The organism is Undibacter mobilis (assembly GCF_003367195.1).
Classification (GTDB): domain Bacteria; phylum Pseudomonadota; class Alphaproteobacteria; order Rhizobiales; family Xanthobacteraceae; genus Pseudolabrys; species Pseudolabrys mobilis.
Window position 1 is genome coordinate 482,501 of sequence record NZ_QRGO01000001.1, and the last position, 26,430, is coordinate 508,930.

Here is a 26,430-nt window from a genome sequence, read left to right on the forward strand (position 1 = left end):
GGCACGATTCTGACCGCATTGTGCGGCGCTGCCCTTATGGGCGGCGCCGTTTTCACATCTCTCGACGGCGAGACCAATTTCGCGACCCTGCCCGAGCGCGTCGAAGTCGCACTGCGCGGCGCGCTGACCCCTTCCACCGAACGCCTGGGCGCCCGCAAGGGCGACCGCCTACAGAGCGCCGAAGAGCCGTCCTTCGCCAAGCAGGTGATCCGCGTTTCGACCACAAGCCGTGTCGGCAACCACGAAGTCGTGCGCGTGCGCCCCTTCGTTCGTGTCGCCGGCAATCTGGCACTGTCCGTGAGCAGTCTGTCCGCCGACATTCCGCCGTTCAATCCGCAAGCCATGCTCGCCGAGAATTCTCCGAGTGGCACGTCGATCCCCGAAGATGCACCGGCCGCCGAGCCTGACGCCGAAGTCTCCTTCGTCATGCGCGATCTCGAGCCGATGATGCCGCGCCTGAAGATCGCGCTGCAGACCCCGACCGACGACGTGATGACGCGCGTCAAGGAAGCGGCGGAGTGGAGCGAAAAATCGGCCAGCCATCTCGCCGGCGCCAACAATATCACCGGCATCAAGCTCGCTTATGCGGGGCCTGCAGCGCCCGATCCCTATGCCGGCTTCGAAGCCCGTATCGTCCCGGAAAACATCACGCTGCTGCCAAAAACCGCCAACCAGACCACCGGCGGCAATGCCTTCAACGAAAAGATTGTCATTGCCAAGAAAGGCGACACCGTCAGCTCGATCCTCAAGGAACTCGGCGCCGCCGCCGCCGATATCGGCGCTGTCACCTCGACCCTTGGCGCCAAAGGCCGTGATCCGCTGAAGGACGGCCAAAAGCTGCGGGTGCTAATGTCGCCGGCGCCGGGCGCGCCGGCACAGCGTCCGGTCCGCGTCATCGTCGCCAACGAAAACACTGTTGAAGCGGTGGCCGCTTTGTCGGATGCCGGAAAATACGTTGCCGTCGACGTCCGCAACGTCGATAGCGAAGTGGCGCAAAATACCGATCAGAACGACGAGGAAAACGACGACGGCTCCGGTGTGCGGCTCTATCAGAGCGTCTACGAGACGGCGCTGCGCAACCAGATCCCGCGACCGCTCATCGACGAACTCATCAAGATCTATTCCTACGACGTCGACTTCCAACGCAAGGTGCAGCCGGGCGACTCGTTCGAAGTGCTCTATGCCGGCGAAGAAGAAACGCCAGGCGCAGATAACCGCAACGATGTGTTGTTCGCCGCGTTGACTGTGGGCGGCGAGGTCAAGAAATTCTATCGCTTCCAGTCGCCGGACGACGGCCTCGTCGATTATTATGACGAGAGCGGCAAGAGCGCGAAGAAGTTTCTGGTGCGCAAGCCCTTGGTTGCCGGCATCATGCGCTCGGGCTTCGGTATCCGCCGCCACCCGATCCTCGGCTACACAAAGATGCACACCGGCGTGGATTGGGCGGCACCGACCGGCACTCCAATCTACGCTGCGGGTAACGGTGTGGTTGAGAAAGAAGGCTGGGAATCCGGCTACGGCAAATTCATCCTGGTCAAGCACAACAACGGTTACGAGACGGCCTACGGCCACATGAGCGCCTTTGCGCGCGGCATGGAGGTCGGCAAGCGCGTACGTCAGGGGCAGGTGATCGGCTTCGTCGGTTCAACCGGCCTATCGACCGGCTCGCATGTTCACTACGAAATCCGCGTCAACGGCCGCTTCGTCGATCCAATGCGCATCAAACTGCCGCGCGGCCGCGAACTCACCGGCTCGATGATGGCCACATTCGAGCAGGAACGCGATCGGCTCGACGGCATTATGGCGCGCAAGCCAGCGCGCATGGCGTCGAGCGCGAAGTAAGCACCTCCCGCCGGCTCGCGACCCTAACAGCCAACGGTCCCCGCGACAGATGTGACCGGGGTGGTTGACAGGGTCTGCGCGTTATCAGCACAATAATTCCGCAACCGGGCGCCAAGGCTCGGGCATATGTCTTAATTCGTGGCCCAACGCATGCCGCGCTCGCGCTTCTCCTACCTGGAAACTCACCGGGTTGTGCATCAGCCGGGGAGCGTGGTGCATTGCTCGAGCGAAAATGTCGATTGGACATCGCTTTTCGCCTGCATCTGCTCGGAATCGCCGTTTGAAGGTTCTTTCGCCGCCGTGAAAGACCATCTCATCGTGATCCCTTTGGGCAAGCCTGTTCGCATCGCGCGCGACATCAATGGCGAGCGCCAAGAACAAATATTGTTGCCAGGCAGCGCGACGATCACGCCGGGCGGCGCCGATTTCAAAATGCGAACGTCGTCTGATGGTGGCGCCTATGACACGCTCCACATCTACATTCGCGACGAGACGATACGCGAAATCTCTGGCGAGATGTTCGGATCGCAAACCACGGTCGATCTGCCGCCACGCGTCGGCATCATGGACGACATTCTGCGGTCCATCGCGTACGAAATCAGAAAGATGCTGATGGCGCCCTCGCCCGCCGACCGGATTTACGCGGAAACATTGTCGCGGACGATTGCTGCTCATCTCGTTCGGCCCCTCATGTCCGGACGCTCTCTTAAATCCAACGAAACACACAAGCTGACGCCGCAACAATGCAAGCGCGCGGTCGATTACATCGAAGAACGTCTCGGCCAGAACCTGACTTTGGCCGCCATCGCCAAAGCCGCCGGCGTGAGCACCGGGCGTCTAAACAACGAGTTCAAGCGCAGCATGGCGGTCGCGCCTTATCAATATGTGATGAATGCGCGGGTCAGACGCGCCAATGCGCTGCTTACATCCTCGGACCTACCGCTGGCGGAAATCGCCCTGCATTGCGGGTTCAGCAACCAGCAACACATGACCCGCATGGTGCGGCGCGCAATGGGACGCACGCCAGGCGCCATCAGGCGCGACCGCTGATCCGGCGAGGACGACACCGCCCGCGCCGATCCTGCAAAAAAACAAGGCCGATCCTGCAATCGTGCCATGCCAGGTCCGCCGTACAATTCCCACCGTAAAACCGACGGGATTTAGCGTCACCCCGCCGGAGCCAACAGGCGCTCATAGGTGGGAAAACGCCGATGACTACGCTCGCCGACAAAGCAAAGCTAACCGTGGATGCCCTGATCGCAGGGCGTCGTGCGGTGCAGACCCATGCGGAAAAGGTTCAGCACGCCCTCGATCTCGTCGAGATGCACTTGCAGGAGGAGAACCCCGAGCGCATCGACGAATGTATCCGCCTTTACACTGCAGATGCCGTGTGGGAGGCGCCGGCGCGCAAGGTCGCTTATCAAGGTCGCGAACTGATCAAGAAAATGTATCTGCGCGTATTCAACGGCGTCGTCGACTTTGAATTCAAGCCTGTTGAACGCTGGGCAACGCCGGAGCGCGTATTCGACGACTCCTATGTCAATTTCAAGATTACCGGGGACGCCTTCGACAACTGCCCCTATCCGATTGGCACGCGGGTGCAGATGCGGCTCATTCATGCCTTCCACATTCGCGACGGACTGATCTCGCGTGAGATCGGTTACGAATTGTGGCGCCGCGCCGAAGACCAATAACAACCTGCACAGAACGCCGCACGGGAAAAGCGATGTTGTTTGAACGACGGGCCTATACGCTGCGCCCCGGATGCGAAGACGCCTATTGGGCGCTGCACCGCAAGTACAACAGGCCGGAATCGCTGCGCGTCCTGCTCGACCGCAACATCGGGTTCTTCGCGACGGCCGCCGGTGACAGCGACCGCATCGTGCACCTCTACCGCTGGGACAGTTACGACGACGCCAAGCAACGACTTGCGGCACTCATCACGCCGGAACGCGCCGATTATTTCGTCGCAGCGCGCAAGTTGCTGTTGCGTCAAGAAAATTCCTATCTCGACCACGCCCCGATCGCCGAACTGAGCCCGCTGTGGAACGACAAGCTCGACTGGCTGCCCGGAGAACCCGTTCTGGCCGGCGCCGGAAAGGCCGATGACCTCGCCATTTCCGAAAGCGTTCTCGATTTTCTCCCCGGCGGAGTGGCTGCCTACTGGGAGAGCTTTCGCAAGCTCAACACCGCGACGACTGACATCTTCCGCAGCCGCCTGATCGGCTGTTTCGTCGTCACGGTCGGCAGCCTGCACCGCATCTTCACCTATCATTGGCACACAAGCTGGCCGGACGCCGAAGCGCTGCGCCGCCAGCTCGCAGGACTGCCGGATTGGGATGCCCTCATGGAAGACAACCGACCGCGTATCGTCGGTGGCCAGGTCACGAATCTCAGGCCAAGCCCATTGCCTTGGATGCGCGCCTTGTTTGAGAGTTCTAATTAATCGTTGGCTAGCCCGCGCACAACAACAAGCGGGAACCGCCTTGAATAGCCTGGGAGGACACCATGATCGCCGTTGTTGGCGCGACCGGCAATACCGGCCGCGCTGTCGTCAAGGAACTGACCCAGCTCGGACAAGCACCGGTCTGCATCGTGCGCGACTTGAAAAAAGCCCATGAGGTTCTGGGTCCGGACGCCAACATCGCCGTTGCCGAGCTGACGGACCGGCTGGCACTGGCGCAAGCCTTCAAAGGCGTGACGACCGTCTTCGTGGTGACCGGGCATAACCCTGACATGGTCACGCAGCAGAACAATGTGCTCGACGTAGCGCTCGAGGCCGGCGTGCAATACCTGGTACGGGTGTCCGGCAGCCGCTTCTTTGTGCGGCCGGATTCACCGTCCGTAATTGGGCGCGGTCACTACGCCATCGAGGAACGGCTGCGCGCCAGCGGTATGAAATGGGTCATTTTGCGGCCCGGCTTCTTCATGCAGAACACTTTCGCGCAAGCTCCCCTGATCAGGAACGACAGCAAGATGGTTCTGCCATTTCCCGCCGATCTGCCCTTTTCTTTCATCGACGTTCGCGACACCGGTGCCGTTGGCGCGCGGGTCCTGCTCGATCCCGCGCCTCACATCGGTAAGATCTACGAATTCACCGGCGCTAAAACCAATTTCGCCGAATTCACGGATGTCTTCTCGGACGTGCTGGGTCGCAAGATTACTTATGTCGCCGTGCCGTTCGAACAGGCTGAACAGGTGATGAAGGCACGCGGCATGCCCGAATGGCTGATCGACCACCAGCGCACGGCGCGGCAGATCGCGATGGACGGCGGGCTCTCCAGCGAAGCGACCGAGACGATCAGCGGCATTGTCGGTCGAGCTCCGATCACGACGCGGCAATTCGTGGAAGATCACGAGGCGGTGTTCGCCTGACATAGACGCAGGTCGTTTCCCGCCGCGCCGCATGGTCGGGCATAGCCCGGCCATGCAAGGCTGATGCTTTACGGCGCCCTTAAGCCGCCTTGGCGAGCCGGCCGTTGAAGCTCAGTCCCAGCGGGCCGCCCGAGACGTTGACCGTCTCGCCATCCTTCACGATGCCGGACAGGATCATCTCGGCGAGCGGATCCTGCACTGACTTCTGGATCACGCGCTTCAAGGGGCGCGCACCGTAAGCCGGATCCCAGCCTTTGTTCGCCAGCCATTCGCGGGCCGACGACTCCAGCGTGATGATGATCTTGCGGTCGTCGAGCAGCTTCTGCAGCCGCTTCATCTGGATGTCGACGATCGACGTCATTTCCGACTTCTGCAGACGGTGGAACAGGATGATCTCGTCGACGCGGTTCAGGAACTCCGGCCGGAACATTGCGCGCACCACGCCCATCACCTGATCGCGCACCTTGTCGGTGTCCTCGCCTTCCGGCTGGTTGACCAGATAGTCGGCGCCGAGATTCGACGTCATCACGATCAACGTGTTGCGGAAGTCGACGGTGTGGCCCTGGCCATCAGTCAGACGGCCATCGTCGAGCACCTGCAACAGAACGTTGAACACATCCGGATGCGCCTTCTCGATCTCGTCGAACAGCACGACCTGATAGGGCCGACGCCGCACCGCTTCGGTGAGCGCGCCGCCTTCGTCGTAGCCGACATAACCCGGAGGCGCGCCGATGAGGCGCGACACCGCATGCTTCTCCATGTACTCCGACATGTCGATGCGCAGCAGCGCGTTCTCGTCGTCGAACAGATATTCGGCGAGCGCTTTGGTCAATTCGGTCTTGCCGACGCCGGTGGGCCCGAGGAACATGAACGAGCCGATGGGCCGGTTCGGGTCTTGCAGACCGGCGCGCGCACGACGCACCGCGGTCGACACGGCTGCCACGGCCTCCTTCTGACCGATGACGCGCTTGCCGATCGCTTCTTCCATGCGCAGCAGCTTGTCTTTCTCGCCTTCGAGCATCTTGTCGACCGGCACGCCGGTCCAGCGCGACACGACGCCGGCGACGTGATCGGCGGTGACGGTTTCTTCGACCATGGCGCCTTGATTGCCGCGCGCCTCGACGTCCTTCAGCTTCTTCTCGAGCTCCGGAATGCGGCCATAGGCAAGCTCACCCGCCTTCTGGTACTCACCCTTGCGCTGGGCAATGGCGAGTTCGTTGCGGGCGTCGTCGAGTTGCTTCTTGAATTCGGTCGCCGAGCCGAGCTTTTCCTTTTCCGCCTTCCAGCGACTGGTGAGATCGGCCGACTGCTTCTCCAGCGCGACCAGCTCGGCTTCGATGTTCTTCAAGCGATCCTTCGAGCCCGGGTCGGTTTCCTTCTTCAGTGCTTCCTGCTCGATCTTGCGCCGCACGATTTCGCGGTCGATCGAGTCGAGCTCCTCGGGCTTGGAATCGACCTGCATCTTCAGGCGGGCACCGGCCTCGTCGACAAGGTCAATGGCCTTGTCGGGCAGGAAACGATCGGTGATGTAGCGGTTCGAAAGCGTCGCGGCCGCGACAATCGCCGAATCGGCGATACGCACGCCGTGGTGCTGCTCGTACTTGTCCTTGAGGCCGCGCAGGATCGAAATCGTGTCCTCGACCGTCGGCTCCGACACGAACACCGGCTGGAAGCGCCGCGCCAAGGCGGCGTCCTTCTCGACGTGCTTCTTGTATTCGTCGAGCGTGGTCGCGCCGATGCAGTGCAGTTCGCCACGCGCCAGCGCCGGCTTCAAGAGGTTGGAGGCGTCCATCGCGCCATCCGCCTTGCCGGCGCCGATCAGCGTATGCATCTCGTCGATGAACAGAATGATGCCGCCCTCGGCCGAGGTAACCTCGTTGAGCACAGCCTTGAGACGCTCCTCGAATTCGCCGCGATACTTCGCGCCGGCAATGAGCGCGCCCATATCCAGCGACAGCAGCTTCTTGTCGTGCAAGCTCTCGGGCACATCGCCATTGACGATGCGCTGGGCCAGGCCCTCGACAATGGCCGTCTTGCCGACACCGGGCTCACCGATCAGCACCGGGTTGTTCTTGGTTCGGCGCGACAGAACCTGAATCGTGCGACGGATTTCCTCGTCGCGGCCGATGACCGGATCGATCTTGCCTTCCCGTGCCGCCTGCGTGAGATCGCGCGCGTACTTCTTCAAGGCGTCATAGGCGTTTTCAGCCGAAGCCGAGTCAGCGGTGCGGCCTTTGCGCAAGGCTTCGATTGCGGCATTGAGATTCTGCGGCGTAACACCGGCGCGCGACAATGCCTTGCCGGCTTCGCTGTCCTTCTCGACGGCCAGGGCCAGCAGAAGGCGCTCGACGGTCACGAAACTATCGCCGGCTTTCTCGCCTGCTTTTTCGGCGGCGTCGAAGACACGCGCCAGAGCGGGATCGAGATAGACCTGCCCCGCCCCACCGCCGGAAACCTTCGGGCGTTTGGCCAGCGCGGCCTCGGTCTGCTGCAACGCCTGACGGGAATTGCCGCCGGAACGGTCGATCAGGCCCGCCGCCAACCCCTCCGGGTCGTCGAGCAGGACTTTCAGAAGATGTTCGGGGGCGAACTGCTGGTGGCCCTCACGCAGGGCCAGCGACTGGGCGGATTGCACAAACCCGCGGGCGCGGTCGGTGTATTTCTCGAAGTTCATGGTCTCAACTCCCTCGGCCCTTCATAGGCACCGGTCGAATTCAGGCCCCAGATTGGCGGCCCGTTGGTCCTTATGTGGTGGCCAATTTGCCCGTGTGAAGAGCCGGGCGGGTTGATATAGGTCAGGCCTGAACCCCTTCTGCAGCACCAGATCGTCGAGCCGATTTCCATGTCCGATCAGGCCATTATTCAATCGATATACCGTTATCCTGTGAAGGGCCTGTCGCCCGACAGGCTGCCGCAGGTCCGGCTCGCGGCCGGGGCGCCCCTGCCGGCCGACCGGCTATACGCCGTCGAGAACGGCCCGACCGGCTTTGACCCGGCGCAGCCGGCCTATTTCCCCAAGACGCGCTTCCTGATGCTGATGCGGAACGAGCGCCTCGCGGGCCTCAAGACCGCCTACGACGAAGCCAGCCATACGCTGACCGTCGTCCATGAGGGCCGCGAGGCCGTCCGCGCCGATCTCCGGACCGGCGAAGGCCGGCTGATGGTTGAGGCTTTTTTTCGCAAGTTCATGCCGGCCGAGCTGAACGGTCCGCCCAAGGTCCTGTCCGGCGAAGGTGCGCCGGACGGCCCGCACAGTTTTTCCGACGTGGCGAAAAAGGTGGTGTCGATCATCAACCTCGCTTCGGTGGCGGCGATCGAAACCGCGATCGGGCAGCCGGTCGATCCACTGCGCTTCCGCGGCAATCTCTACGTCACCGGCTGGCCGGCCTGGCGCGAATTCGACCTGCTCAATCATGAGATCGAGGTCGGCAGCCCGGTACGGCTCAAGGTGATCAAGCGCATCGTCCGCTGTGCCGCCACCAATGTCGATCCCACGACCGGCGCCCGCGACCTCAACATCCCGAAGACCCTGATGCAGACGTTCAATCACATGGACTGCGGCATCTATGCCGAAGTCATCGAGGGTGGCGACATTGCCGAAGGCGATGCGCTGAAGGTCAACGCGCTGCTCTAGAATCAAGACTCAGCGCGCGACCGTGAGCCCGTTCGACGCGACACGGCCTGGCGCGCGCTGTTCGACGCGCAGTTCGCGCTGCTGAACCGGCGCGGTAGGCGGCTGCACCACCGGCATGCGCGAAATCTGCGGCGACGGGGCGGCCCGCTCCTTCAGCCCGAGAAATTCAGCAAGCGCTGGATCGAGCGGCACATCGCGGCGCGCCTGCGACGGCGGCAGCGGACGCGGCTCGGGACCGGTCCCGCGCGGGCGGCCCTTGGCGTTGTATTCAGACTCGATGACGGCGAGCAGTTCGGCAATCGGTGAATCAAGTTCGCTGTCGTTGCCACGCTGCGGCGCGCTGCGCTCGGCATATTGCGTCGAGCCCTGACGCTCCGACGGCATCACATAAGCAATGACGCGCGAGCGCGGATAAATCGCTTCGCCGACCTTGCGGCCGTGATTGCCGGAAATAATGATCGGATTGCCGCTCGGGTCGATGCCCGAAACAACACCGACATGGCCGCCGTTCTTGCCACGCGTGAGCACGGCGATAGCGCCGATGCGCGGCTCGTTGATGCGGCGGCCGTATTGCGCGAAGGAGCGCGCGGCGTCCGAATTGGTGCCGCTGTAGCCGACTTTGGCCAGCACCATGTTCATGAAGGTGGCGCACCACAGCCGGTCGCGCGCGGTCGGGTTTGTGCCCATGTATTTGCGCGCTTCGCGCACCAGCGCCGGCCAGCCAGAGAGCGGCGCCTTCGGCGGCTCGGCAATAGCCGTGCTGCGCAAACGATTGGCGTTGTTCTCACGCTGGGCGCGGTGGGTCAGCGACTTGTTCTTGGCTTGCGTCGCCTGCGGCGCGGTCTTCGGCCGGGCCTGCGGTGTCGGCTGGCTCAAGGCCGGTTCGCAAAAGCCGATCAGCGCGATGCTGCTGAACGCAACCATCATCCGCCAGGTACGCATGAACGAGTCCCCGATTCAAAAATATTCTTGGCGCGATGTGACACGCGCTGCCGTACCCGGAGATAGCACGGACAATTTTCGGCAAATGATCGGATTGAATTAACGGTGAAACGACATGGTGAACATGCGCCGCTTAACCATGCGCATTCACCACATCGCCTTTATTTCCATCAGCTCTTGCGGCTCAACAGAAATACGCCCTGCTCGCCAAACATGTTCCAGAACCACCACGGCGCATTGAGACGCAGCGGCGACCCCCACGCATTCAGCGCCACCGCCTTGTCGATCGAAACGCCGACCGTCTGACAGAGCTGCACGAAATCCTTGATCGTACAGTGATGAATGTTCGGCGTGTCATACCAGCTGTAGGGCAGAATATCCGTGCGCGGCATGTGTCCGGCGAACAGGAGCTGCATGCGCACTGTCCAGTGGCCGAAATTCGGAAACGAGACGATGGCATGCCGGCCGATCCGCAGCATGTGTTCAAGCACAACGCGCGGCTGGCGTGTCGCCTGAAGAGTCTGCGACAGGACGACGTAGTCGAAGGCATCGTCCGGATAATCGGCGAGATCGGTATCGGCATCGCCTTGGATCACGGCGAGCCCCTTGGCAACGCATTCATTGACGCCCTCGCGCGACAGTTCGATGCCGCGACCGTCGACATTGCGCGTCTCGGCAAGAATCTGCAGCAACTCGCCGTCACCGCAGCCAACGTCGAGCACCTTGGCGCCGTGCCCGACCATCTCGCTGACCAGCATGAGATCGACGCGCGCGCCGCTGCCGTTGCGAACCTGCGGATTTAATTTTCTGTCGCTCATTGCATTTACCGATCTTGCGGGAGTTACTTTTTCGCCGAAAGCCACGGAAGCCCGCGCGCCTTACCTGCGCCATCGAGGAAGCCGCGCACGATGGCGAACAGTTCCGGCTCATCGAGCAGGAAGGCGTCATGGCCTTTGTCGGTCACGATCTCGGCGAAAGACACACGCGCCTTTGCCGCATTCAATGCATGCACAATGGCGCGCGATTCCGGCGTCGGGAACAGCCAGTCGCTGGTAAACGACACCACGCAAAACCGCGTCGGCGTATCGCGGAATGCATTGGCGAGCACGCCGCCGTTGTCCGCCGCAAGATCGAAGTAGTCCATCGCTCGCGTGAGATAGAGATAGGAATTGGCGTCGAAGCGTTCGACGAAGGAAATACCCTGATGGCGCAGATAACTTTCGACCTGGAAGTCGGCATCGAACGAGAATGTCGCCTTCTCGCGATTTTGAAAGTTGCGGCCGAATTTACGGTGCAGTGCCGCGTCCGACAGGTAGGTGATGTGCGCGCCCATACGCGCGACTGCCAGTCCGCGGCGCGGATTGGCGCCTTCGAGATGATAGCGCCCGCCCTTCCATTCGGGATCCGCCATGATCGCCTGGCGGCCGACCTCATGGAACGCGATGTTCTGCGCCGAGTGGCGCGTCGCGGTGGCAATCGGCAGCGCGGCGAAAACGCGCTCCGGATAGCTCGCCGCCCATTGCAGCACCTGCATGCCGCCCATCGAGCCGCCGACCACGGCAAACAAGGTCTCGATGCCGAGATGGTCGAGCAGCATCGCCTGCGCGCGCACCATGTCGCGGATGGTGATGACGGGGAAATCGAGCCCCCACGGCTTGCCGGTCGCCGGATTGGTCGAGGCCGGCCCGGTGGTGCCCATGCAGCCACCGAGCACATTGGTGCAGATGATGAAGTAGCGCTCGGGATCGATCGGCTTGCCGGGACCGATGAGACTGTCCCACCATCCGCCTTTTCCGGTGACCGGATGCACATTATTGACGTGCTGGTCGCCGGTCAGCGCGTGGCAGATCAGCACCGCGTTGGTTCGCTCGGTATTCAAGGTGCCGTATGTTGTGTAGGCAATCTGGAATGGCGACAATTCAACGCCCGCATCGAGCTTAAGCGGCTTGTCGGCGCCGAAGCGGGCGACGTTGGAATCACGCGGATTGTCGGCATCGCGCACGATCTGGTCGCGCACCAGTTCGCTCTGGGTCGGTTTAACGTTCATCTCGAACACGGCCACCCGTGAGGGCGGCCTCCCGGACACATCAGGCCATAAAAAACCCGGCCTGAACGAAGGTTCGGCCGGGACCCTTGATGTTCCCCGGCCTGTTTAGCGAGTTGTTTAACGTGGCTGCAAGCCGGCCGGCTCAAATGACCACGAAGTGCCTTTTTCTTATTCCCCACCCCCGGCCGCGTCAAGCCGGGACCGCCGCCCCAAGGCCGGGTGGGCGCCGCCTTCGTCCCAACAAGGTTATGTTTTCTTTGCCTTTAAGGCCCGTCTTTCCTATCAATGCCGCCCATGAGCACGCCGCCCAAACCCATCGACCTGACCGAACTCCGCAAGGAGATCGACCGCATCGACGAGTCCATGCACCAGCTCCTGATGGAGCGGGGCGACATCATCGATCGTCTGATCGAGGTCAAGAAAAGCCAGGAATCCGGCTCCGCCTTCCGCCCAATGCGCGAAGCGCAGATGATGCGCCGGCTCGCCGAGCGCCATAAAGGCATTCTGCCGCTCGATACCGTCGAGAGCATCTGGCGCGTCATCATCGCGACCTTCACCTATGTGCAGCAGAACTTCTCCGCCCATGCCGACTTCTCGGCCGGCGACGCGCAAATGCGCGATTCTGCGCGATTTCATTTCGGCTTCACGGTGCCGCTGGTGCCGCATATGGGCGCGGCCGGCGTCGTCGCGGCGGTGTCGGAATCGCGCGGCGATCTCGGCCTCGTGCCGGTCATCTCCTCGGTCAGCGCCGGAGCATGGTGGACTGCGCTCGAATTCGACGCCGCACCGAAGATCATTGCCCGCCTGCCCTTCGTCGAGCGCCACGACCATCCGGCAGCGCTGCCGGTGTTCGTGATCTCCCGCGTCGCCGACGACGCCCGCGCCACCGAGGTCGAGGTCTGGAGCGTGCGCGTCTCGGGCTGGAGCGCCAAGGCGGCGCAGACCCTGACCACGCTGGCGGAGTTTCTGGCCGTGCCGGACCGCGCCTTCGACGGCGCGGCGCTTCTCGTCACCCTCCCGCAAGGCCAGAACATCCACGACATCGCCCAGCTGCTCGCCAAGGCCGGCGCCACCGTCCGCTCCATGGCTCTCGTCGGCAGCCACGCAACCCGCTATACGGTTGCCGCCGACAAGGCCTGACGTCCGCCGCAGCGACGCCTCACCTCCAACTACGGCCAGAACCATGACTGCAAACCGTCCCGTCCCGCGTCCCGGCGTGCTCGACATCGCGCCCTACGTTCCCGGCAAAAGCAGCGCCCCCGGCGTCGACAAGATCTACAAGCTGTCGTCGAACGAGAGCCCGCTGGGGCCGTCACCGAAAGCCGCCGCCGCCTATCAGGCCGCGGGCGCCAAGCTCGAGGATTATCCGGACGGCGCTGTCACCGAACTGCGCAACGCTATCGGCCGGGTTTATGGACTCGACCCGGCGCGTCTTGTCTGCGGCGCCGGCTCCGACGACCTGCTCAACATGTTGGCGCAAGCTTACCTGACCGACGGCGATGAAGTCGTGTACTCGCAGCACGGCTTCCTGATGTATCCGATCTATTCGCTCAGCCGCGGCGCCAAGCCGATCGCCGTGCCGGAGAAGAACTACACGGCCGACATCGACGCGCTTATCGCGGCGGTGACGCCGAAGACGCGCATCGTCTTCATCGCCAACCCGAACAACCCGACCGGCACTTACGTTCCGTTCGACGAGATCAAGCGCCTGCACAAGGCGCTGCCGCCGAACGTCATCCTCGTGCTCGACGCTGCCTATGCCGAATACGTTCAGCGCAACGACTACGAGGCGGGCATCGAGTTGGTCGCGACGTCGGAGAACGTCGTCATGTGCCGCACCTTCTCCAAGATCCACGGCCTTGCCGCGATCCGTCTCGGCTGGCTCTACGGTCCGGAAAATATCGTCGATGTGCTTAACCGCGTGCGCAGCCCGTTCAACGTCAACGCGCCGGCGATCAAGGCCGGTGTCGCGGCCATCGAAGACGCCGCGCACCTGGAAAAGGCTGTCGCCCACAACAACCAGTGGCTTGCCTGGGTGAGCGACGAATTGACCAAGCTCGGCCTCACCGTGACGCCGAGTGTCGGCAACTTCGTGCTGATGCACTTCCCCGAGACCAAGGGCAAGACGGCGCCGGAAGCCGATGAGTTCCTGACGAAGCGCGGGATCATCCTGCGCCGCGTCGCCGGCTACGGCCTGCCGAATTGCCTGCGCATGACGATCGGCACCGAGGAAGCCAACAGGCTCGTCATTGCCGCGCTCAAGGACTTCCTGGGGAAAGCGGCGTGAGCAAACCTGCTCCTCTCTACAATCGGCTGGCGCTCATCGGCGTCGGCCTGATCGGCTCGTCGATCGCGCGTGCGGCGAAGGCGCAGGGCGCGGTCGGCTCGATCGTCGCCACCGCGCGCTCCGAGGCGACGCGCAAACGCGTTGCCGAACTCGGCCTGGCTGACCAAGTGGTCGAGACCGCCGCGGCCGCGGTCGAAGGCGCCGATCTGGTCATCGTCTGCACGCCCGTCGGCGTCTGCGGCGCTGTGGCGAAAGAAATTGCCCCACATCTGGCGCCAGGCGCCACCGTGTCCGATGTCGGCTCGGTAAAGGGTTCGATCGTGCGCGATATGGGTCCGCATATTCCCCAAGGCGTGCATTTCGTGCCCGCGCATCCGGTGGCCGGCACCGAATATTCCGGCCCCGACGCCGGCTTTGCTGAACTGTTCGTCAACCGCTGGTGCATTCTCACACCGCCGCCGGGACAGAACCAGGCTGCGGTCGACAAGCTCGCGGCATTCTGGAAGCTCATCGGCGCCAATGTCGAAACCATGGCGCCGGATCACCACGATCTGGTGCTGGCGGTCACCAGCCATCTACCGCACTTGATCGCCTATACAATTGTCGGCACGGCCGATGAGCTTGAGACGGTGACGCGCTCGGAAGTGCTGAAATTCTCCGCCGGCGGCTTCCGCGACTTCACCCGCATCGCCGCGTCCGACCCGACCATGTGGCGCGACATCTTCGTCACCAACAAGGACGCGGTGCTGGAGATGCTCGGCCGCTTCAATGAAGACATCGCCTTGCTGACCAAGGCGATCCGCAATGGCGACGGCGACACTTTGTTCGAGCACTTCACGCGGACGCGCGCGATCCGCAAGGGCATCGTGCAGATCGGCCAGGATTCGCCGGCACCCGACTTCGGCCGCGGCCATCAGACCCTGCCGCCCGAGCCACTGCCGAAACCTTACGCATCGGACGAGTAATTACCGTTCTGCGAGCGCCAGCCGCGCGCCGAGCAGCACGAAGGCGGCGGCGAAGGTTCGACGCATCCAGGTCATGACGCCCGGCCTCGTGACGACGCGATCGCGGATCGCGCCGGCGAACAGGCCGTAGACGACAAAGACTGCGAAGGTCATCAACATGAATACGGCGCTCAATTCGAGCATCAGCGCCACCGGATTCGGTTCGTCGGCGGCGACAAAAAGCGGCAGGAACGCGAGAAAAAAGATCGACAGCTTCGGATTGAGGATGTTGATCAAAAAGCCCTTGATGGCGATACCGATCGGCGGACGCTGGTCGCCTTCCTTCGAAACGCTCAGCACGCCATGTTCTCGTAGCGCGCTCCACGCCATGTAGAGCAAATAGGCGCAGCCGGCATATTTGAAGATCTGGAAGGCGAGCGCGCTGGTGTGCAACAGCGCAGCAAGCCCGAGAATGGCGGCTGCGATATGCGGCACGATGCCAAGCGTGCAGCCGAAGGCGGCAGCGATGCTGGCGCGCGAGCCCCGCGACAGCCCGATCGCCAGCGTGTACAGCACGCCGGTGCCAGGCGAGACGACAACGATGAAGGATGTGATGAGGAATTCGAGCGTCATCGCAACACCTTTCCAGCCGGAATGATACCGCACGGCGTAACCGCGGCGCCACCCGATTTCTGACAGTGCCTAGAACAGCGGCGGCATCTCGCCGACCGGGATAGGCCCGAGATAAACGCGGCCTTCGTCGACACGCAGCGGCAGCGCCACCGCCGGCCGGCCCTCGAGCGTGGTCTGCTGGCCGAGCATGTTGATGCCGGCGGACAAATTGGCGCCGACCTGCTGCTTGGCGGCCTGGCCGAGCCCCGGCGAAAAGCGGTCGAGCGCGTTGGCGAGTTTGTCCATCGACGGCGAGGCCTGCACCAGGTTCTGCGCGTCGATGGATTTCAGGAACGGCTCGAGCCCGGCCACGGTCAGGCGCAACTGGCCTTGCAGCCGCCCGTTCGCATTGATCGTCAGCGTGCCGGAGCCGACGGCCAGTGTCTCGCCCTGCACCACACGCGCCTCGGTCACCTCGACCTTGCCGCCATTGGCGGCAATCTCCTGGAAGCGCTCGGGCCACGGCTTCGGCGCAAAGTCGTTGAGGCCACGCAGCACCATGTCGGCCACGGCGTCGACGGGCTGCGCCGACAAGGCGCGTATGCCGGGCGCAAAGGCGCCTGTGGTGCGCAAGGCGACCTCGACCACCGGCTTTTGCGTGATCATGCCTTCGATGAGGCGGCCGTGCAGCTCGAGATGCTCGGCGCGCAGCAGAGGCCGCGCATTGCCGTTATCGACGGCGTCGACCGCCGGCCGCTCGAATGACAACGATAGGCGCTCCGGCCGCGTTGGCGTGCCACGCAGACTCGATTGAAAGAGCTTCCAGTTGACGGTCAGCTCCGCCGGACCGCCGGGCGCGGATACCGAGAGCGGCCCATGGTATTCGCCGATCAGCAAGGTCGGGTCATAAACCTGGGAGACCAAAGTCACGGCTTTGGTCTTCATCTCGAAGGGGATGCGGCTGCTCTTGATCTGCGCGACCGCGTCGCTGCACCTGAATTCGAAACGGAACGGAAAACCGCCGAGGTCCTCGGTGCCGCAGGTGAAGGTACGGCCGGACTTGGCCTCGCGCGCGCGCCAGCCCGCGAGCATATCCTGCGCCTTGCCCGCCGCCACATACCAGAAGGCCGACCAGCCGCCGATCAGCGGGGCGACCAGAACGATCAGTACGATATAGCGCCGCGACGACGAACGGCGGGATGGCGATTCGAGGGACATGGCGTGATCGAAAAACCTGTCAAATGCGGCGGTTTAACGCCTCGCTTCGGAAGGCGACGCAGCGCCGCCGTTGTGCGCAGGATCATACGCGAAGGCAAGGGGCGAACGCGCCGCACCGCCTAAAGTTTCCTGCAGAGCCCCAGTGCGGCCCGCCCCATTGCGCCTGGGCCGGTAGACTGCTACGCGCCCGGCCCGGTCTGGACCATTTCCGGCACACTTGGCAGCAATGACGGCGCCTTCCGACGACAGCGGCGATCTTTGGGTCTTCGCCTATGGCTCCCTGATGTGGCGCCCCGGTTTCGAAGCCGTGGAACGGCGCAAGGCGCGCCTCGTCGGCGCCCACCGCGCACTTTGCGTCTACTCCTTCGTTCATCGCGGCACGCCGGAAAAGCCGGGTCTGGTTCTCGGGCTCGATCGTGGTGGCAACTGCCGCGGCATCGCCTATCGGGTTGCCGCCGACAAGCGCGAGCAGACGATCGCTTATTTGCGCGAGCGCGAGCAGGTGACGATGGTCTATCTCGAAGCCTGGCGGCAGGTCTGGCTCGATGACGACCCGCGCGAGAGCGTGCGCGCGCTCTGCTACATCGTCGATCGCGGTCACGAGCAATATGCCGGACAACTCTCCGCCGCCGAGCAGTTGCATTACTGCCGGCAGGGCCATGGCCGCTCGGGCGCCAACCGCGACTACGTGATCGCCACCGTCGAAGAGTTGGAGGCCATGGGCGTGCGTGACCGCGGGCTGCATCTCCTGGCGCAGCAGCTCAAAGGCAACTGAGGGTTATTCGCTCCGCCCTAATTCGCGGCGACCTTCCTCGATCAGCCGGGCGGTGGCCGTTTCAATCTCCTCCTGCAGCCGGGCGAAGAATTCGTTCTGAGGCAGCCCGGCCGGAATGACGTCGAGAAACTCGACGACAACCGTTCCCGGGTAGCGCAGCAGGCTGCGGCGCGGCCAGAACAGGCCGGAGTTCAAGGCAACCGGCTGGCATGGCACGCCGGCGCCTGCATAGAGATGCGCAACGCCGAATTTATAACGCGGCTCCGCGCCGGCCGCGCGCCGCGTGCCTTCCGGGAAAATGATGAGCTGGCGATTCTGCATGAGCTCGTAGTGCGCCCGCGCGGTCATGGCCCGCAGCGCCGCCGCGCCGCCGCCGCGATCGACCGGGACCATGCGGCCCTTGATGGTGAACCAGCCGAACAGCGGAATCCATTGCAGCTCGCGCTTGAGAATGAACACCGGATTGGGAAACAGCGTCACCAGCGTGAAGGTCTCCCAGGCCGACTGATGCTTGGAAGCGACAAGCAGCGGCCCCTGCGGGATCTTGTCGCGTCCACGGATCTCGATCTTCACGCCGGCGATCACGCGCAGCAGCCAGAGATTGATCCGGCCCCAGATGCGGGCGATTTCGACGATGCCCCAATAGGGCATCAGAAATGTCGGCAGCGCGAGCACGAGCCAGATCGCGGTATTCAGATAGAAAGCGATGTTGAAGAGGACGGAGCGGATGAGAAGCACAGGCCGTGGTCCTTACGAATTGATATCGGGGTCGACGCCCATGCGCACGAGCGCGAACAGGTATTTCAGGTACTCGGCAACAAGGAAGCGTGTGGTGCCCAAGCTTTCCCACCATGGCTCGGTACGCACCTTTTCGGAAATGACCGGATAGGCGATCAGCGTCACGTCGGGCAGCTGATGCGCGATCTCGGCCATGGCGCGCGGCATGTGCCAGTTCGACGTCACGATGATCAGCGATGTGAAATTATGTTCGCGTGTCCAGCGTTTCGTCTCCAGCGCATTGCCGAAAGTGTTAAGCGCCGAGCGGTCGAGGTCGATACAGCAGTCGAAATATTTCGAGTAGAGCGGGGTCAGCCGCGCGATCTCGGTCGCGGAGGTGGCGCGATGCACGCCGGTGATGAGCAGGCGCTTGCCGCGTTCGGAGGCCAGAAGCTCGATGGCATCCGGGATACGCGCAGCAGCACCGGTCAGGACGACGATGCCGTCCGCCTTGCGGCCCAGATTCACCTCGCCGTCCGCGATCTGGGCGGCAAACCAGAAGAAGCCACCGGTCAGCGCCAGCGCGCCGACGATCGCGACGGTCATGGTCAGAAAACCGATCCAGCGGACGAAACCAGCGAACATTGCTTACCGAAATCCGTTCAAACCGGGGACGGCATAGCACTATTGGCCTGCCGTGATCTACGCGCAAAACCGGCCTAGAAAACCCCTTGAAATCTAGTCGATCGCGTCGAGCGTGCTGTTGACGGTGCGCCGGGAGGTCAGCGCGGTCACGACGGCGCTGAGTACGATCTGGGCGAGCACGGCAATATAGCCAAAGAATCCCAGTGAAAACGAACCGAAGAGCGCCGCGCTCTGGTCACCGCCGGCGGTGCCGGTGGTGAAGCGGCCGATCAATGCGGCGAGCGCAAAGAGCAGCACCGCGACGCCACCGCCGATCATACCGCCCTGCAGACCCATGACGAGGAAGTGGCGCTGGAAGTGACCGGCAATGAAGTTGTTCTTGGCACCGACCAGATGCAACACTTCAATGACGTTCCTGTTCGTCGCCATGGCGCCGCGCGTGGCGAAGGTGACGGACAGTACCGTCGCAGCCAGCATCAGGATCAGGATGACGACGCCGCCGGCGACGACCGAACTGGCCATGGCGCGCATGCGGTCGATCCAGCCACGGTGGTCGTCGAGCGTCGCGCCGGCCGCCTGATCGATCAGCAGGCGATTGAGCCGTGCCATATCAACGGTCTCGCCGGATGCGAGACGCACCACGATCAGCCGCGGCACAGGCAGATCGCCGAGGCTCAGGCCGCTGCCCAGCCAGGGCTCGAGCAGTTTCGATGACTCTTCCTTCGAGAACACGCGCACGTCGGCGATGCCGGGGAAGGCCTTGGCGATCGCCGCGGCCTTGGCCACCGTCGCATCGGTATCGCGGCCGGGCGCCGGCACGACCTGGATGGTCACCTCGCGCGCTACATCGGACTGCCATTCGCTGGCGGCCTGTCCGACCAAGATCACCGCGCCGGTGGTCAGCGAGGCCAGGAAAGTCATGATGGCGACGACGGCGATCAGCGCACGCCCGGCGATCGAATTGCGCGGCACCACCGGTGTCTCGAAACGCGGCCGCGCCGGTACCGCGAAACGCTGCGGCGTTGCCGTGTCGGCATCGATGTCGTCGGCAACGGCCATGGCGATCAGTCGTAAATGTGCAGCCGGCCGTCGTGCAGCACGAGCCGGCGGGCGTCGTATTGATCCATCAGCGCGATGTCGTGCGTCGCGATGACGACCGACGTGCCCGATTTGTTGAGTTCGATGAACAGCCGCAACAGGCGCTGGGCCAGCGGCGGATCGACATTGCCGGTCGGCTCGTCGGCGAGCAGCAGTTGCGGGCGGGCGATCACGGCGCGGGCGATGGCGGCGCGCTGCTTTTCGCCGCCGGACAGGACCGGCGGCAGCGCCCACATGCGATCGCCCAGATCGACCCAGTTCAACAGCTCGATCACCTCGTCGCGATAGCTCTCTTCGGGACGGCCCATCACGCGCAGCGGCAGGGCCACATTCTCGTAAGTGGTCATGTGATCGAGCAGCCGGAAATCCTGGAACACGATGCCGATGCGCCGGCGCAAGGTCGCCACCGCATCCTTGGACAATGTCGCGACATCATGGCCGAACTGCGTGATCAGGCCGCGTGTGGGCCTGAGCGACAGGAACAACAGCTTCAGGAGGGAGGTCTTGCCGGCCCCCGAGGGCCCGGTGAGGAACTGGAAGGAATGCGGCTCGATGCGGAAGGTGAGGTCGCGCAGAACCTCGGGCCCGAGCCCATAGCGCAATCCCACATTTTCGAATCGGACCAAGCCGGCCTCCGCTGCTGCCGTTTCTTCTGCTGCCGCGAGCCCGGCCCTGAGCCCCCAAAGGGCCGGTCACATCCCGTTAGACCCTGCTTTTTACAGGAGAATCAACGAGCCACCATAGGCCGCACCGGCGGTTTTGGCCCTTTAAGCCGGTATCTCATGGTTTCCGGTCCATTAACGGTCGGCTGTTAGGGTCGGAACCGCAATAAAACGCTGCAGAACCGTATGTTGATCGTCTGTCCGACCTGCGCAACGTCTTACATGATCGACCCGGCCTCGGTAGGCCCGACCGGGCGCGCGGTTCGCTGCGCGCGTTGCAAGGCGACCTGGTTCGCCACCCCGGGCAAACCGGCCGGTCCACCGAGTGTATCGGCCTTCGTCGACGGCGTGATCGCCGAGGCCGAGGCCGAAGCCCAGGGTGCCCCAAGCCCGCCGCCACCGGTTTTCGACGCACCGCCATCCGCTCCTCCGAGTCTGCCGCGCGCTGAATCGCCTTTCGCGCCGGAGCCACAGGGGTTCGACACGGAAGCGCGGCCGGAGAATGACACGCACCAGGAGCAGGCCTTCGATCATGGTACCGCCCTGCCCGACACCATCAATGTGTCCGACTCGCCGCCGCTCGCGCCGCATCACGATGAGGCCTATGGCGACGGCGGCAACGCCTTCTTCAGCGGCCCGGCGCCGCACGACGCCGAAGACGGCGCCAGCTTTACGGCGCGCCGCGCGCGGCTGAAGGCCAAACTCAAGAAGGACGGCCGCAAGTCGCGCTGGATCGCCGTCATCGTCGCGCTCATTGCCTTCAACATCGCCCTGATCGGCGGACGCAGCTACATCGTGCGCCATCTGCCGCAGACCGCGTCGCTGTTCGCCGCGATCGGCTTGCCGGTCAATCTGCGCAATCTCGAATTCGAGGACATCGCGATTTCGAAGGAGACGCAGGACGGCGTCTCGATCCTGATCATCGAAGGCCGCATCGTGAACACGTCGCGCAAGGCCGCCGATGTGCCGCGGCTGCGCTTTGCCGCGCGCACCGCGGCCGGTCAGGAAGTCTATACCTGGACCATGCAGCCGCCGCGCACGATCCTCGGTCCCGGCGACTCGATGCCGTTCACCAGCCGGCTGGCGGCACCGCCGGCGAATGCGGCCGATGTCCTGGTGCGCTTCTTCACGACGCAGGATGTCAACGGCGGGCTGAAGTAGATCCGTCATCGTCGTCAAGAATAAAATCCGCCATCGTCCTGAAGAGCATCGCGCTAGCGACGCTCCTCAGGATGAGGCCGGTTGGGTGCGGCGGCGCATGAAGTCGACGGCGGTGGCTAAGGTGACGCGTTTGTGGCCGGGATGAAGCCGGATGAGGCGCGTACGTTCTCAGAAATCCTTGAGCAGCCGCTCGATGTAGTCGAGTTCGAGCTGCGGGCGGAAGCCTTCGCCGAAGCGCTTGCGCAACTCTTCGAGAATGCGGCGCGCGCGCTGCGCATCGATCTCGCCCGGCACCTTCACCGTGGTGTCGTCGCCGTAGTCGCGGCCGCGCAGAGGCCGGCCGAGCGGATCGGTGTTTTGTTCGGCGCGCTGCCGGCCGCGGCCGGGCTGGCCGTTCGGGCCGGGCCCGGCCTGGCCTTGTCCCTGCTGCATCTGCTGCGCAAGACCTTGCGCGCCCTTGCGCATGGCCTCTAACGCGCGGCCCTGGCTGTCGACGGCACCATCGGCATTGCCGTCGCCGAGACTGCCTTCGGCCTCGCCCATCGCCTCGCCGGCATCGCCGAGCTGACCCATCCCGTCCTGATCGCCCTGCTCCTGCCCCTCGCCCTGCTGGCCTTCGCCCTTCTGGCCTTGGCCTTTCTCGCCCTGCTGCTGGCCCATGCCGCGCTGACGCAATTGCTCGAGCAGCTTGTTGAGCCGATCCTTGAGCGCCTGCTGGTCCTGCTTCAGGTCGCCCATCTGCTGGTTGCCCTGCTGGCCGCGTTGCCCGCGCTGCTGGCGGCGCTGGTCCTGACCTTCCTTGAAGGTCTTGTCGCGCAACTGCTGCTGCTTGCGGATCATGTCGCTCAGTTCGTCGAGCGCCGAATTCATGTCCTGATCGCCCTGGTCCTGATCGGCACCGGGGCGGGCCATCTGCAGATTTTCCATCATCTGCTGGAGCTGATCGAGCAACTGCTTGGCGGCATCGCGGTTGCCCTGACGCGCCATCTGCTCCATGCGATCCAGCATGCTCTTGAGATCGCGCTGGCTCAGCATTTGCGTGTTGCGGTCGAGCGGACGTTGCTGCGCCTGCGGGTTCTTGCGCATCTCCTCGGCGAGCGCCTGCAGGAACTTGTCCATCGCGGCGCGCAGATTATCCATCAGCTTCTTGAGTTCTTCGTCGCTGGCGCCGCGTTCGAGCGCCTCGCGCAGCGCATCCTGCGCCTGACGCAAAGCCTGCTCGGCCTGGCTGACATTGCCGTCCTCGATCTGCAGCGCCATCTGCCACAGCCGGGCGACGACATCGCGCAGCGAGTCGTCGGTCTTGGCGTTGCGCAGGTCGAAGAAGATCGAGCGCAGACCGAGATAGACGCCGGCCTCCGGCGTGAAGCGCTCCGGCGCAATGGCCAGCGCATCGAGCGCGGTCAGCACCAGCGGCTTTTCGTTGGCGTCGAGCGCGAGAATGCGGCGCTGTTCGACGAGCGCGCGCGCCAGCGGCTTGACGAAAATGCGCTGCGGCAGCGTGAGCTCGCGCGGCTGGCTTTCGCCGACATTGCCGCCTTCGTCGCGCACGGTCAGCGTCACCGTCACCGTGCTGCCGGCCCACGGATTCTCGGTGAGGTCCTGCGTGGTCTGCGCCGCGCCCGAGCGCGTGCGCGCCTGCGGCAGTGTCAGCGGGAATTGCGGCGCATCAAAGAGCGGACGGCGCTTGCTGTCGGCGACCGATTTTCCGGCGGTCGCCGACTTGTCTTGCTTCAGCGCGAAGATCGCCTTGCCTTCGACGATGCCGTAATCGTCTTCCATCTTGTAGTCGAGCCGCAGCGCGCCCCGCGCCTGCCGCTCCGGATCCTTGATCAGTTCCACCGTCGGCGCGCGATCGGGAATCGCGGCAAAGCTCCACACCGGATCGGTCGAGGCCGCACCGCGCAAGGTCACCTTGCCGTCCGTCTTGATGACGAACCGGCGCTCTTCGGTGCCGGCCGGCAGCGCCGTCTTCGGATCGAGCGGCACATCTTCGATGCCGCCGGCGCGTTCGATGTCGAACGACACCTTGCCGGTCGAGCGCACCACAAGCTGGCTGCCGGCGGGCACCGAAATCGGCGCACCGGAAAGGTCGACGGTCGTTGTTTCACCCGGCCGCACGCCGGGCAGCATCACCGGCGGACGGCCGGTGTAATTCGGCGGCGTGACCCAGGCGTCGATGCGGAAATTGGCCGGCGCGACCACGCCCTTCCAGTCAAAGGCGGCGGTGACGCGCTTCCAGCGCTCGCTGCCCGCGGAGATGAAGGTCGCGGCGACAAGCAAGACAACGAGGGCGCGCAGCGCCATCGGATCGCGCAGCGAGAGCTTGGGCTGCGGCCAGCCGGCCTTGAGCTTGTTCGCCGCCAGCAGCGCGCGTTCGATATGCGCCTGCCACAAAGCCTGCGCGACGGGATCGTTGCGGTTGGCGGAAATCTCGTCGGCGATGCTGGTGGCCGGGCGATGCATGGCACCGCTGCCCGCGTCGAGACGCCGCAGGCCTTCGCGATCGCTCGGCACGCGCAGACGCAGGATCGGGATCGCGGCGACGACGAAGACCGCGACGAAGACGACAAGACCGATGACGCGGCCGAGCGGCGGCAATGCCAGCCACAGTCCCGCCCAGGACATCGCGAGGAACAGGCCAAGCGCGGTCGCCAGCGCCGCCAGCGCCGGCCACAGCCGCTCCCACAACAGGCTACCGCGCGCGCGTTGGACCGCGCGCGCCAGCATCAACCGCGCAGTGCGCGGCTTGTCGCTGTTCAAAGGGTCCTCTGCGTCCAAAGGCACTCCGCGTCGCTACCGGGGCCAGAGAATCTCGCCATCGACGAGGCTAACACGTTCCCGGAGCCTACCAGCAAGCAAGCCCCGAGCCACGTAACAAGAATGTCAGGTCTTTATTGGCCTACAGCCAGCCCGGTATGCGATCGAGCGCGATTATTTGGTCAACTTCAAGGCGGGGCCGGATTACGGCCGAATCCGCGCCTTTGACCAGCACTTCCGGCACCAAAGCCCGCGTATTGTAAGTTCCCGCCTGAACGGCGCCGTAGGCGCCGGCCGTCATGACGGCCAGAAGATCGCCGCTTTTGGGCTCCGCCATCTCGCGGTCGAGACCGAGGAAATCGCCGCTCTCGCAAACCGGGCCAACAATGTCGGCGCGAATGCGGGGGCCGGCGGCCGCCGGCACCGTGACCGGGCGGATGGCGTGGTAGGCCTCGTACAAGGTCGGCCGGATCAGGTCGTTCATCGCCGCATCGACAATGACGAAATGCTTGGCCTCGCCGTGCTTCACGAACAGCACGCGGGTGACGAGGATGCCGGCATTGCCGACCAGAAGGCGGCCCGGTTCGAAGATCAGGCGGCAGCCGAGATCCTTGACCGCGCGCTTGACCACATCGGCATAGGCGTCGGGCAGCGGCGGCGGTTCGTTGCTCTCGCGATAGGGAATGCCAAGGCCGCCACCGAAATCGACATGCGAAATGGTGTGGCCGTCGGCGCGCAAGTCGCGCACGAACTCGGCCATCAGCGCGAACGCATTGGCGAAGGGATCGAGGTCGATGATCTGGCTGCCAATATGCATATCGACGCCGGACACCTCGATGCCCTTCAGCTTCGCGGCGTGCGTATAGACCTCGCGCGCGCGGCTGATCGGAATGCCGAACTTGTTCTCGGATTTTCCGGTCGCGATCTTGTGGTGCGTCTTGGCATCGACGTCGGGATTGACGCGCACCGAGACGTGCGCGATGCGTCCCTTGGACGCGGCGATCTGCGACAACAGATCGAGCTCGGGCTCCGACTCGATGTTGATGCAGAAGATGCCTTCGTCGATCGCCAGCGCCAGTTCCTGCGCGGTCTTGCCGACGCCGGAGAACATGATCTTGTCCGCGGGAATGCCGGCGGCGCGGGCGCGCTTGAGCTCGCCGCCGGAGACGACGTCGGCGCCGGCGCCCAGCCTGGCCAAAGTCTTGATGACGGCCTGGTTGGAATTGGCCTTCATTGCGTAGCAGATCAGCGCATCGGTATCGGCGAAGGCCGCGGCGAAGACCTTGTAGTGGCGCTCCAGCGTTGCCGTCGAATAGCAATAGAACGGCGTGCCAACCTCGGCCGCCAGCGTCACGAGGTTGACGTCCTCGGCGTGGAGGACGCCGTCGCGATAGTCGAAATGATTCATCGGGCTAACGGGCGCGCGGCGGCTAGTTCAACAGGACGTCGAGCGGAATACTTCTTTTCGGCCCTTTCGGCGTCTCCAGCATGTTGCTGCTGCCGCCCTGGGCCGTGCCGCCCATCGGCTGCACGGCGATGGGGTTGAGGGACTGTTTCGGCTGCTCGGCCGGCGCGCCTTCCAGCGCGGCGCCGGGCGGCGGATCGAGCGGGCCCTTGCGGCCGCAGGAGGCAAGCCCCAGCGACGCGACCAGCGCGCCGACGAGGGCGAGGCGGAAAAAGGATCGCTCGGTGGAAAGGCTCAAAGGCAGGA

The 26,430-nt window shown here is 64.0% G+C and carries 23 protein-coding genes, 1 pseudogene and 1 riboswitch (1 of these 25 running past the window's edge); of the genes and pseudogenes, 11 read left to right on the forward strand and 13 right to left on the reverse strand.

Features of this window, described 5'->3' with window-relative positions:
- From DXH78_RS02255 to DXH78_RS02275, 5 genes are all read left to right on the forward strand, one after another.
- A protein-coding gene (locus DXH78_RS02255; RefSeq protein ID WP_245416705.1) for a M23 family metallopeptidase crosses the window boundary here: on the forward strand, positions 1-1,842 show its 3' portion. The gene continues 141 nt to the left of window position 1, outside the view; only the last 1,842 of its 1,983 coding nucleotides appear in the window; its start codon lies beyond the left edge, outside the window; the stop codon is at positions 1,840-1,842.
- A gap of 150 nt (positions 1,843-1,992) precedes the next feature.
- Complete coding sequence (locus DXH78_RS02260) at positions 1,993-2,892, forward strand: helix-turn-helix domain-containing protein (RefSeq protein WP_115515535.1); 900 nt, start codon at positions 1,993-1,995, stop codon at positions 2,890-2,892.
- Positions 2,893-3,053: 161 nt separating this feature from the next.
- On the forward strand, positions 3,054-3,536 hold the full coding sequence (locus DXH78_RS02265; protein ID WP_115515536.1) for a nuclear transport factor 2 family protein: 483 nt from the start codon (positions 3,054-3,056) through the stop codon (positions 3,534-3,536).
- A gap of 32 nt (positions 3,537-3,568) precedes the next feature.
- Positions 3,569-4,288 carry an NIPSNAP family protein gene (locus tag DXH78_RS02270; protein WP_115515537.1) on the forward strand — a complete coding sequence of 240 codons (720 nt, stop codon included), beginning with the start codon at positions 3,569-3,571 and terminating at the stop codon, positions 4,286-4,288.
- Between the two features lie 62 nt (positions 4,289-4,350).
- Complete coding sequence (locus DXH78_RS02275) at positions 4,351-5,217, forward strand: NmrA family NAD(P)-binding protein (RefSeq protein ID WP_115515538.1); 867 nt, start codon at positions 4,351-4,353, stop codon at positions 5,215-5,217.
- 79 nt (positions 5,218-5,296) lie between these two features.
- On the opposite strand, the gene clpB is transcribed toward DXH78_RS02275, so the two are convergent.
- Positions 5,297-7,891: an ATP-dependent chaperone ClpB gene (gene clpB, locus DXH78_RS02280; protein WP_115515539.1), complete on the reverse strand. Its 2,595-nt coding sequence runs from the start codon at positions 7,889-7,891 to the stop codon at positions 5,297-5,299.
- A gap of 168 nt (positions 7,892-8,059) precedes the next feature.
- Here clpB and DXH78_RS02285 point away from each other — a divergent pair, with 168 nt between their 5' ends.
- Positions 8,060-8,851 carry an MOSC domain-containing protein gene (locus DXH78_RS02285; protein ID WP_115515540.1) on the forward strand — a complete coding sequence of 264 codons (792 nt, stop codon included), beginning with the start codon at positions 8,060-8,062 and terminating at the stop codon, positions 8,849-8,851.
- A gap of 375 nt (positions 8,852-9,226) precedes the next feature.
- On the opposite strand, the pseudogene DXH78_RS20040 reads toward DXH78_RS02285, so the two are convergent.
- The 3 genes and pseudogenes from DXH78_RS20040 to metX form a co-directional block, all read right to left on the reverse strand.
- A pseudogene (locus tag DXH78_RS20040) lies at positions 9,227-9,793 on the reverse strand (TIGR02594 family protein); the annotation flags it as partial.
- Positions 9,794-9,963: 170 nt separating this feature from the next.
- Entirely contained in the window at positions 9,964-10,611 is a 648-nt protein-coding gene (metW, locus tag DXH78_RS02295) for a methionine biosynthesis protein MetW (protein ID WP_115515542.1), read from the reverse strand.
- A gap of 23 nt (positions 10,612-10,634) precedes the next feature.
- Complete coding sequence (gene metX / locus DXH78_RS02300; protein ID WP_115515543.1) at positions 10,635-11,840, reverse strand: homoserine O-acetyltransferase MetX; 1,206 nt, start codon at positions 11,838-11,840, stop codon at positions 10,635-10,637.
- 84 nt (positions 11,841-11,924) lie between these two features.
- Positions 11,925-12,004: riboswitch (SAM riboswitch) on the reverse strand.
- Between the two features lie 130 nt (positions 12,005-12,134).
- On the opposite strand from metX, the gene DXH78_RS02305 reads away from it, so the two are divergent.
- Genes DXH78_RS02305 through DXH78_RS02315 form a run of 3 tightly spaced genes read left to right on the forward strand, consistent with a single transcriptional unit; the run spans position 12,135 to position 15,092 of the window.
- Positions 12,135-12,980 carry a chorismate mutase gene (locus DXH78_RS02305; RefSeq protein WP_115515544.1) on the forward strand — a complete coding sequence of 282 codons (846 nt, stop codon included), beginning with the start codon at positions 12,135-12,137 and terminating at the stop codon, positions 12,978-12,980.
- Between the two features lie 43 nt (positions 12,981-13,023).
- Positions 13,024-14,127 (forward strand): histidinol-phosphate transaminase, encoded by a 1,104-nt coding sequence (hisC, locus tag DXH78_RS02310; RefSeq protein ID WP_115515545.1) that lies wholly within the window; start codon positions 13,024-13,026, stop codon positions 14,125-14,127.
- The gene (locus tag DXH78_RS02315; RefSeq protein WP_115515546.1) at positions 14,124-15,092 is read left to right on the forward strand and encodes a prephenate/arogenate dehydrogenase family protein; all 969 of its coding nucleotides are present in this window, start codon (positions 14,124-14,126) and stop codon (positions 15,090-15,092) included. The genes hisC and DXH78_RS02315 overlap by 4 nt, the downstream gene beginning before the upstream one ends.
- Here DXH78_RS02315 and DXH78_RS02320 read toward each other — a convergent pair whose 3' ends face one another.
- Together DXH78_RS02320 and DXH78_RS02325 are read right to left on the reverse strand one after the other, a co-directional pair.
- Entirely contained in the window at positions 15,093-15,704 is a 612-nt protein-coding gene (locus DXH78_RS02320; protein ID WP_115515547.1) for a LysE family translocator, read from the reverse strand.
- A gap of 69 nt (positions 15,705-15,773) precedes the next feature.
- Entirely contained in the window at positions 15,774-16,901 is a 1,128-nt protein-coding gene (locus DXH78_RS02325; RefSeq protein WP_115515548.1) for a DUF2125 domain-containing protein, read from the reverse strand.
- Positions 16,902-17,127: 226 nt separating this feature from the next.
- Between DXH78_RS02325 and DXH78_RS02330 the strand changes: the two genes are divergently transcribed.
- Positions 17,128-17,676: a gamma-glutamylcyclotransferase gene (locus DXH78_RS02330; RefSeq protein ID WP_115515549.1), complete on the forward strand. Its 549-nt coding sequence runs from the start codon at positions 17,128-17,130 to the stop codon at positions 17,674-17,676.
- 3 nt (positions 17,677-17,679) lie between these two features.
- Here DXH78_RS02330 and DXH78_RS02335 read toward each other — a convergent pair whose 3' ends face one another.
- The 4 genes from DXH78_RS02335 to ftsE form a co-directional block, all read right to left on the reverse strand.
- Positions 17,680-18,414: a lysophospholipid acyltransferase family protein gene (locus DXH78_RS02335; RefSeq protein WP_245416706.1), complete on the reverse strand. Its 735-nt coding sequence runs from the start codon at positions 18,412-18,414 to the stop codon at positions 17,680-17,682.
- Positions 18,415-18,426: 12 nt separating this feature from the next.
- Positions 18,427-19,038 (reverse strand): YdcF family protein, encoded by a 612-nt coding sequence (locus DXH78_RS02340; RefSeq protein ID WP_115515550.1) that lies wholly within the window; start codon positions 19,036-19,038, stop codon positions 18,427-18,429.
- Positions 19,039-19,131: 93 nt separating this feature from the next.
- Positions 19,132-20,097 (reverse strand): cell division protein FtsX, encoded by a 966-nt coding sequence (locus tag DXH78_RS02345; RefSeq protein ID WP_115515551.1) that lies wholly within the window; start codon positions 20,095-20,097, stop codon positions 19,132-19,134.
- Positions 20,098-20,102: 5 nt separating this feature from the next.
- The gene (ftsE, locus tag DXH78_RS02350; protein ID WP_115515552.1) at positions 20,103-20,762 is read right to left on the reverse strand and encodes a cell division ATP-binding protein FtsE; all 660 of its coding nucleotides are present in this window, start codon (positions 20,760-20,762) and stop codon (positions 20,103-20,105) included.
- Between the two features lie 222 nt (positions 20,763-20,984).
- Here ftsE and DXH78_RS02355 point away from each other — a divergent pair, with 222 nt between their 5' ends.
- The gene (locus DXH78_RS02355; RefSeq protein ID WP_115515553.1) at positions 20,985-21,959 is read left to right on the forward strand and encodes an MJ0042-type zinc finger domain-containing protein; all 975 of its coding nucleotides are present in this window, start codon (positions 20,985-20,987) and stop codon (positions 21,957-21,959) included.
- A gap of 168 nt (positions 21,960-22,127) precedes the next feature.
- On the opposite strand, the gene DXH78_RS02360 is transcribed toward DXH78_RS02355, so the two are convergent.
- From DXH78_RS02360 to lptM, 3 genes are all read right to left on the reverse strand, one after another.
- A complete protein-coding gene (locus tag DXH78_RS02360; RefSeq protein WP_347337751.1) occupies positions 22,128-24,722 on the reverse strand; it encodes a TIGR02302 family protein in 2,595 nt (864 codons plus the stop codon).
- A 139-nt stretch (positions 24,723-24,861) separates the two neighbouring features.
- Positions 24,862-26,127 carry a diaminopimelate decarboxylase gene (lysA, locus tag DXH78_RS02365; protein WP_115515554.1) on the reverse strand — a complete coding sequence of 422 codons (1,266 nt, stop codon included), beginning with the start codon at positions 26,125-26,127 and terminating at the stop codon, positions 24,862-24,864.
- A 22-nt stretch (positions 26,128-26,149) separates the two neighbouring features.
- Positions 26,150-26,422, reverse strand: a complete 273-nt coding sequence (gene lptM, locus DXH78_RS02370; RefSeq protein WP_168192684.1) for an LPS translocon maturation chaperone LptM — start codon at positions 26,420-26,422, stop codon at positions 26,150-26,152.
- Between the last annotated feature and the right edge of the window lie 8 nt (positions 26,423-26,430).

Excerpts from the sequence above, each read along its gene's own strand:
- DXH78_RS02285 (WP_115515540.1), top strand. The coding sequence starts at position 8,060 with ATGTCCGATCAGGCCATTATTCAATCGATATACCGTTATCCTGTGAAG.
- DXH78_RS02320 (WP_115515547.1), bottom strand. The coding sequence starts at position 15,704 with ATGACGCTCGAATTCCTCATCACATCCTTCATCGTTGTCGTCTCGCCT.
- DXH78_RS02260 (WP_115515535.1), top strand. The coding sequence starts at position 1,993 with ATGCCGCGCTCGCGCTTCTCCTACCTGGAAACTCACCGGGTTGTGCAT.
- DXH78_RS02265 (WP_115515536.1), top strand. The coding sequence starts at position 3,054 with ATGACTACGCTCGCCGACAAAGCAAAGCTAACCGTGGATGCCCTGATC.
- lysA (WP_115515554.1), bottom strand. The coding sequence starts at position 26,127 with ATGAATCATTTCGACTATCGCGACGGCGTCCTCCACGCCGAGGACGTC.
- DXH78_RS02275 (WP_115515538.1), top strand. The coding sequence starts at position 4,351 with ATGATCGCCGTTGTTGGCGCGACCGGCAATACCGGCCGCGCTGTCGTC.
- DXH78_RS02330 (WP_115515549.1), top strand. The coding sequence starts at position 17,128 with ATGACGGCGCCTTCCGACGACAGCGGCGATCTTTGGGTCTTCGCCTAT.
- DXH78_RS02325 (WP_115515548.1), bottom strand. The coding sequence starts at position 16,901 with ATGTCCCTCGAATCGCCATCCCGCCGTTCGTCGTCGCGGCGCTATATC.
- metX (WP_115515543.1), bottom strand. The coding sequence starts at position 11,840 with ATGAACGTTAAACCGACCCAGAGCGAACTGGTGCGCGACCAGATCGTG.
- hisC (WP_115515545.1), top strand. The coding sequence starts at position 13,024 with ATGACTGCAAACCGTCCCGTCCCGCGTCCCGGCGTGCTCGACATCGCG.
- metW (WP_115515542.1), bottom strand. The coding sequence starts at position 10,611 with ATGAGCGACAGAAAATTAAATCCGCAGGTTCGCAACGGCAGCGGCGCG.
- DXH78_RS02355 (WP_115515553.1), top strand. The coding sequence starts at position 20,985 with ATGTTGATCGTCTGTCCGACCTGCGCAACGTCTTACATGATCGACCCG.
- DXH78_RS02270 (WP_115515537.1), top strand. The coding sequence starts at position 3,569 with ATGTTGTTTGAACGACGGGCCTATACGCTGCGCCCCGGATGCGAAGAC.
- DXH78_RS02345 (WP_115515551.1), bottom strand. The coding sequence starts at position 20,097 with ATGGCCGTTGCCGACGACATCGATGCCGACACGGCAACGCCGCAGCGT.
- DXH78_RS02305 (WP_115515544.1), top strand. The coding sequence starts at position 12,135 with ATGAGCACGCCGCCCAAACCCATCGACCTGACCGAACTCCGCAAGGAG.
- DXH78_RS02340 (WP_115515550.1), bottom strand. The coding sequence starts at position 19,038 with ATGTTCGCTGGTTTCGTCCGCTGGATCGGTTTTCTGACCATGACCGTC.
- clpB (WP_115515539.1), bottom strand. The coding sequence starts at position 7,891 with ATGAACTTCGAGAAATACACCGACCGCGCCCGCGGGTTTGTGCAATCC.